Origin of the sequence: Coleofasciculus sp. G2-EDA-02 (assembly GCF_040226375.1) — a bacterium.
Classification (GTDB): Bacteria; Cyanobacteriota; Cyanobacteriia; order Cyanobacteriales; family Coleofasciculaceae; genus Coleofasciculus.
Genome location: NZ_JAVKEW010000023.1, coordinates 199,977 through 206,770, shown reverse-complemented (window position 1 = coordinate 206,770; position 6,794 = coordinate 199,977). Strand labels below are relative to the sequence as shown.

Here is a 6,794-nt window from a genome sequence, read left to right as displayed (position 1 = left end):
AATACTCATTAGCTTCCTTTAGGAGTTTAATCAGTCTTTCTTTCTGCTCTTGAGACAGATGATTTTTAGCTGGCATATCCTGGCGACCGCGCTCTTTACCTTGTCTTTATATTATACAATTAAGCTGCGTAGCAGCTTAACTCGAATTGGGGTAGTTGAATCGACAGGAGTGTTGAAAGCTGGAAGTCGCCTGACTTGGACATTACCGCGATCAATCAGGAGTTGCGCGATCGCATCCGCATCCTTCGCCGGTGATGTCAAGTTTTTCAGGTGCTGAGTATCGTAAGTATTAATCCCAACGATCAAAGCCTGTCGATTCATAAGAAGTCGTCAATCCCTGTCAGCAGCATCCCGTTTTCCGGGCTAACTTTAACTGATTCAGAGATTGTGCTTCTACTCAGGATAATTAGGGGAGTTACTTAGAGAATTAGAAGTTCTTTTGAATAGGGATGAAATCAGACCCTACAGGCGGGCACATTTTCCCATTATGAAGTAAGTATCCCAGAAAAACACCGCCCTTGTCAATAGCTCAAATCGGGATTATTTGAGTCATCTTGCACCCCTGCTATCTTAGAGGCACATCAGCTTATTGCTCAGGAACTATAGCGCTCCTCTGCCCAAGGTTCACCTCGGCGGTGATAACCATTACGTTCCCAGAACCCCGATTCCTCGTGGTCAAAAAACTCTAAACCATTAATCCACTTCGCGCTTTTCCAAGCATACAGGTGGGGAACTACTAAACGCACCGGACCCCCATGTTCTGGAGGTAAAGGTTCACCGAACAGGGTATGGGCAAAAAAGTTATCCTCACGCACAAACTCGTCCAATGTCAGGTTTGTGGTGTAGCCGCCATAGCAATGTTGCAAGATATGGGTAGCTTTCGGGTCAAGTTCCACCTGACGCATAAAGTCGGTTACCTTGATCCCCGTCCATTGCACATCCAGTTTTGACCAACGGGTCACACAATGAAAATCCTTAGTAAAATCATGTTGAGGCATTGCCATAAAATCTGACCAACGCCAAGTCTTGGGTGTAGCCAAACCCCAAACCCGAAATTCCCAGTCATCAATGTTGACTTGGGGAGTATTACCATAGGTTAGAACCGGGAACCCCTTGGTCAAGAACTGACCCGGAGGCACGCGATCGCTCTGTTCCGGTTCCGGTTTTTGGAAAAATTTCCCGATCATAGTTTAACCTAACGCTGCGACCTAGAGAGTAGATAGGTATCATGCTACCGCTCTACTCCCCATCTGTACTCCATCAACAGAGGTGTTCACTTGCCTTGTCCCACCCTGCACTAGGCTTCTTCTTCCTCTTCTTCTTCACTCGGATAGACAAACGTCGAACGTCCACTCAGAATTGCCTTCCCAAGAGATAGGGCTTTCTGGGCTTCCAAGGATGCCTTGCGCCTCCAGTTAGCCCTGCGTTTGTCTCGTTTTGACTTTGATGTTTTCTTCTTTGGTACAGCCATGGTCGTCAGTTCACGAATTTTGCACAACCTTTCTATTGTATGCCAAAGCGTGAGTATTTGAAGCAAAGCCTCTTCCTGTCGGAAGCTACTTTACTGCAATGTTAGACTGAGTAAGCCAATGTAAAGATTGTACAAAGATTGGGGAAAGCTCTAGACACAGGGATGGAAAACCCCTCAAAATATAATTAGTGTAAAAAATTCTTTTGACCCTTCGACTAGGCTCAAAGCCTAGTTTTGACTTGTAACTAAAGGCGGTTTTTATGGATATGTTATCGGTTTCAAGCTTTCCTGAGCGACTTGCACCCGCCTCTACAGTATAACGTTTGACTTCCCAGATAGCAGTACTAGTCTATGTAAAGGAATCTGCCACTCGTTTAATCGTTCACTCACTTTTTAACTTATGTTTTCCATCTACATTCTCACCCACAACGAAGAACTAGATATTGCCGCTTGTATTGAATCGGCACAGTTATCGGATGATGTCATCGTGGTAGATTCCTACAGTACAGACCACACCGTAGAAATTGCCTCCCGCTATCCGGTTCGTATCGTGCAACATCAGTTTGAGAGCCATGGCAAGCAACGAACCTGGATGCTAGAAGCTATTCCCACGAAGTATGAATGGGTTTATATCTTAGAAGCAGATGAGCGGATGACCCCTCAACTGTTTCAAGAGTGTTTAGCGGCGATAAAACGCCCAAATGCGGTTGGCTATTATGTGGCAGAACGAGTAATGTTTATGGGGAAATGGATTCGCCACAGTACCCAATATCCCCGTTACCAAATGCGTTTTTTCAAAAAAGGAAAAGTTTGGTTCACCGATTACGGTCATACGGAACGGGAAGTTTGTACTGGAGCAACGAGTTTTCTGCAAGAAACCTATCCTCACTATACCTGTAGTAAAGGCTTGAGTCGTTGGATAGAAAAGCACAATCGCTACTCCACCGATGAAGCAACTGAGACACTCCGTCAGTTACAACAGGGAAACGTCAATTGGTGGAACTTATTCTTTGGTCGCTCGGAAGTCGAACGGCGTCGAGCGCTCAAAGATTTATCCCTACGCTTACCGTTTAGACCCCTGTTACGGTGGATTTATATGTATTTCTTCCTCGGTGGTTGTCTGGATGGCAAAGCGGGAATGGCTTGGTGTACCTTGCAAGCCTTCTATGAATATTTAATTTTGCTTAAAGTCCAAGAAATGAAGCAAATGCCACCGTCTCACATGTCGCCAGCTCATCCAATGACTGTCATACCAGATGTTAAGACTTCTGAGGTATCCCATAATTATCATCTACCTCAGACTCAACGGACATTAGCGTCCATGATTAAACCCTGAGACAAAGATAGACCTGCCCCAATACTGCTCGGTTAAGGAAGGTTGTCCATCAAAGGAAGCAGGGGAAGCAATGTAGAGACGCGCCATGGCGCGTCTGGAAGCAGGGGAAGCAGGCTTATCCGAGCAGTATTGAGACCTCCCCCACTTTATAGCTACTCAGTAATATATCAACAAACTATTCTCCGTTTAGAGATTTTATCTCGATGCGTAGAATAGTTTATTTTATGTAGGATGGGCAAGGATTTTGCAGTTGTTGGCATTAAGGTTTAAATATCCAGGGACTTACAGCTTGTCGTCGCATAAAAATTCATTGGGGGTTCACAAAGGGAATCAAAACCATGAAGACTTGATGTTCTCCGTTGATTTATAATGACATCTCGTCAGGTTTTTGAATAAGATTAAAACAACTGAGAAAAGGTAAGGTTCAGCATCTAACCCAACAGAATTGCTGAAAAGCTATACCTGAAACGCAGCGCCCAGTACACCCTTTAATTGTTGACATGAACACTAAAACTTTTTCGCGTTTAAGTAAATTGGTAGCTCCCTTATCAATGGCAGCAACGATAGTACTAGCGCTATCTACCCAGGCTAGTGCAATTAGTCTCGCAAATATTTTTGAATATAACTTATTTGTGCTCGGTGATGTGAATCAGAGTAATACTGATTCTGAGGGGAAGGTCGCCATTGCTGGAAATGCCACATTCACAAATTTTTATGCGGGAATGGAACTTCCGAAAGAGGGAAACAATGGCGATGTCTTAATTGTTGGTGATAATTTAATCTTCAGCAACGGTCAAGTTCGAGGTAATACGGTTTATGGGGAAACAGCAGAACTGACCAATGTAACCCTGCAAAATGGGGGGACGCTGCGCCAAGATAATCCCATTGACTTTGCTGCAGCCAGTCAGGAATTACGAGGATTATCTCAATTCTGGGCAGGGTTAGAGGCTACTGGTACGACAGAAGTAACATCGTGGGGTGGAATTACGTTAAATGGTTCAAATGAAGACCAGAATATCTTTCATCTAAGTGCGTCGGATTTAAGCGAGGCTAGCAGCTTCAATCTTAATGTAGCTTCAGGTTCAACTGCCATTGTAAATATTAGTGGACTTGAGGCATCCTTACAAAACTTTAGGTTCAATATCAATGGTGGTATTGATCAGCGACAGAAAGTCATCTACAACTTCTATGAAGCCACGAACCTATCAGCCAGTGGCATAGGAATTGAAGGCAGTATTTTGGCGCCTACCGCTACTTTCAACTTTAACAATGCTCAAATTAACGGTAACTTAATTGCCGCTTCGTTAACGGGAGGGGGACAATCCAATAACTATCTCTTCAATGGCAATTTACCTGAACTAATAAGGGCGCCTCAAGCCAGTGAAGCCGTTCCTGAACCCGCGACATTAGCTGGGTTAGGATTAGTTGCGGCTGTGGGTATTGCTTCTCGCCGTAAAGATAAGCATAAAGTCTAAGCCTGTTAAAGGTGAGTTGGGCAATTGGCTGCGATAACCAAAACGATAGCCTTATCCCACCTCAGCCACTCCAACCCTGTCTAAGTCCATTTTTTCATGCACTCCTCACACTATCGTCCCTGACTTTAAGTCGGGGATTTTTGTATCACCATGATTTCTTTCATCCATAACGGGCGCTTACGCGGATTCAGATGTCTGACACTATGGTTTTTAGCTACTGATGATGAGAACGCAAGGAGTGCGGCACCTCTAAACCATGAGCGTTCATTAAGGATTCATCTGCCATAATGTGCTGAGGAGTTCCATCAGCAATAATTCGTCCTTCATTGAGTAAAAGCACGCGATCGCACACTTCGATAATTAGTTCTAAGTCATGGGAAGAAATCAGAATCGTTTGCTGGGCGGTTTGGAGAAAATTGATCACGCGACGACGATAGCGCATGTCTAGGTTAGCGCTGGGTTCATCGTACAAAACCAATTGGGGACGCATGGCTAACACGCCCGCGATCGCAACCATACATTTCTCACCTCCAGAAAGATTGTGCGGTACTCGTTCTGCTAGGGTTTCCACACCAGCCAGAGACAGCGCATGTTGAACCCGATGGTTAACCTCATCCCCTGACATCCCCATATTCTGTGGACCAAAGGCGACATCTTCCCATACTGATGGTAATAATAACTGATCGTTAGGATTCTGAAACACCAAGCCGATCTCCGGGCGAAACTCACCCACAACAACGGGTTGTCCAAATAAGTCAATGTCTCCAGAGTTTGGTGTTAAAATACCGCAGATTGAGAGGAATAACGTTGTTTTCCCCGCACCATTGGGTCCAATTAAACCGACTCGTTCTTCAGGATATATATTAAAATTTACGTCTTCTAAAACCTCAGGTCTATCTGGATAGGAGAAACTCAAACCAGAAATCGCGATCGCCGGTTCTCTAGCACTGTCTGGGTTAGATACAAGTTGTTGTTGTGGTCTCATAATTCGTCATTTGTCATTTGTTTATGTCATTCGTCATTGGTAAGGATTGGAGAAAAGGTTTCCGGTTATTACCGCCTTTGTAGCAGAATTTCAGCAACGACGAACCCAAGGGCGATCGCCAAGGTGATCCCCACCGCAATTAAATCCCCACGAGAAACCCGATTTATGCTAATAGGCGGTTTACGATGTTTCAGGGTATAACCGTACCCGCGTAATATCATCGCTTGATAAACCTGCTGGGATTGGTTGTAACTGCGAACCAATAAGCTACCCACCAGAGACGCCAGCACATTCAGATTACGGCGAGACAAACGAGTCGCCCGAAACCCGCGCAATTGCATCGCCCGTTTCATTTTGATTAAATCTTCACCAAACTGTTCGATATAGCGGTACGTCAACAGCGTCATATCCGCCAGTACCGCCGGAAGTCCCAGCGATCGCATAGCTTTGACGGTACTCAAAAACGGGGCTGTACCAAACAGAATTAAACTCACGGTGAGAATACATAAAAATCGAGTCGCAATCAGCGCTAGCGCCACGATTCCCTCTTTATATAGACTCAAAATACCTATCTCAACGATAACCGTACTACCCACGGTAAACGGTAAAAGCAGAGTAATCGCCAGCAAAAAAAAACCAGGGTAGCGCAGCCGCGATCGCAAAAACGACAGAGGTAATCTGGAGAGGCGATAATACACCAGCGTCACCATCAACAGCCCTGGAAGCAAACTCAACTGTTCAACGAATGAAAACGCAAAAATTAAGCTAAATAAGCCAATCAGTTTACAACGGGGTTCCCAACGATGAATCGAAGAGTCTAAATTGGCATAAAAATCCAGTCCGTGTTTCATCAACTCTCCAACAATTCAGGTTTGACTTGTTTCAAAAACAGAGCCACGGCTGTCGTAAACGCGCCCTCAATTGCCATCAGTGGGATATGAGCCAAAACTAATCCGGAAATTGCTGTTCGTTCGGCTGACACATCTATAGTCGCGGGAATATTAGTAATCACTAAACCAAAAAATATCAGCGTAGCTATACCTAAACCTCCCGCCCCCCCGATAAAGGCAAACAAACCCGTTACCACTCGATTATCTTTATCGAATAGTAGGCGCAATTGAAATAGATGATACGCCAAAAGTGCCGGTACGCCAAACATCGTGGCGTTTACCCCTAAAGTGGATAAACCACCATGCTGAAACATAATCGCTTGAAAGAATAAACCGATAAGAATCGCTGGAAACGCATAATATCCCAACATTGTACCTAACAACCCATTCAGAATCAAATGGACACTCGCTGGTGGGATGGGGATGTGAATCCAAGAGGCGACAAAAAAGGCGGCTGTGAGTAGAGATGCTTTGGGAATATTCTCTTGGGGATTAGGATCTCGGTTAATTTGACGTAGGGAGTACCAAGTGAAACCTCCTGTCGCTGCGTAACCTGTAATACATACAGAAGCAGGTAGGATACCGTCAGGAATATGCATAATTTTTGTGTAGTTTTGACCCTTCACTTCGCGCATAG

At 44.8% G+C, this 6,794-nt stretch carries 8 protein-coding genes; 2 read left to right on the top strand and 6 right to left on the bottom strand.

Annotated elements, in window-relative coordinates; translation table 11 throughout:
* Nucleotides 1–111 precede the first annotated feature (111 nt).
* The 3 genes from RLO19_RS02820 to rpmF all read right to left on the bottom strand — a co-directional run bounded on the left by RLO19_RS02820 (nucleotide 112) and on the right by rpmF (nucleotide 1,471).
* Nucleotides 112–321, bottom strand: a complete 210-nt coding sequence (locus RLO19_RS02820) for a caspase family protein (protein ID WP_446353645.1) — start codon at nucleotides 319–321, stop codon at nucleotides 112–114.
* 272 nt (nucleotides 322–593) lie between these two features.
* Nucleotides 594–1,187, bottom strand: a complete 594-nt coding sequence (locus tag RLO19_RS02815; RefSeq protein ID WP_446353643.1) for a sulfite oxidase-like oxidoreductase — start codon at nucleotides 1,185–1,187, stop codon at nucleotides 594–596.
* Between the two features lie 110 nt (nucleotides 1,188–1,297).
* A complete protein-coding gene (rpmF, locus tag RLO19_RS02810) occupies nucleotides 1,298–1,471 on the bottom strand; it encodes a 50S ribosomal protein L32 (protein ID WP_446353641.1) in 174 nt (57 codons plus the stop codon).
* Nucleotides 1,472–1,871: 400 nt separating this feature from the next.
* On the opposite strand from rpmF, the gene RLO19_RS02805 reads away from it, so the two are divergent.
* A complete protein-coding gene (locus tag RLO19_RS02805; RefSeq protein ID WP_446353640.1) occupies nucleotides 1,872–2,807 on the top strand; it encodes a glycosyltransferase family 2 protein in 936 nt (311 codons plus the stop codon).
* Between the two features lie 551 nt (nucleotides 2,808–3,358).
* Nucleotides 3,359–4,282 carry a choice-of-anchor A family protein gene (locus RLO19_RS02800; protein ID WP_446353638.1) on the top strand — a complete coding sequence of 308 codons (924 nt, stop codon included), beginning with the start codon at nucleotides 3,359–3,361 and terminating at the stop codon, nucleotides 4,280–4,282.
* Nucleotides 4,283–4,496: 214 nt separating this feature from the next.
* Here RLO19_RS02800 and RLO19_RS02795 read toward each other — a convergent pair whose 3' ends face one another.
* The 3 genes from RLO19_RS02795 to cbiM form a co-directional block, all read right to left on the bottom strand.
* Nucleotides 4,497–5,267 (bottom strand): energy-coupling factor ABC transporter ATP-binding protein, encoded by a 771-nt coding sequence (locus RLO19_RS02795; protein ID WP_446353637.1) that lies wholly within the window; start codon nucleotides 5,265–5,267, stop codon nucleotides 4,497–4,499.
* Between the two features lie 68 nt (nucleotides 5,268–5,335).
* The gene (gene cbiQ, locus RLO19_RS02790; RefSeq protein WP_446353635.1) at nucleotides 5,336–6,118 is read right to left on the bottom strand and encodes a cobalt ECF transporter T component CbiQ; all 783 of its coding nucleotides are present in this window, start codon (nucleotides 6,116–6,118) and stop codon (nucleotides 5,336–5,338) included.
* Complete coding sequence (gene cbiM / locus RLO19_RS02785; protein WP_446353633.1) at nucleotides 6,118–6,756, bottom strand: cobalt transporter CbiM; 639 nt, start codon at nucleotides 6,754–6,756, stop codon at nucleotides 6,118–6,120. The genes cbiQ and cbiM overlap by 1 nt, the downstream gene beginning before the upstream one ends.
* Nucleotides 6,757–6,794: the final 38 nt, after the last annotated feature.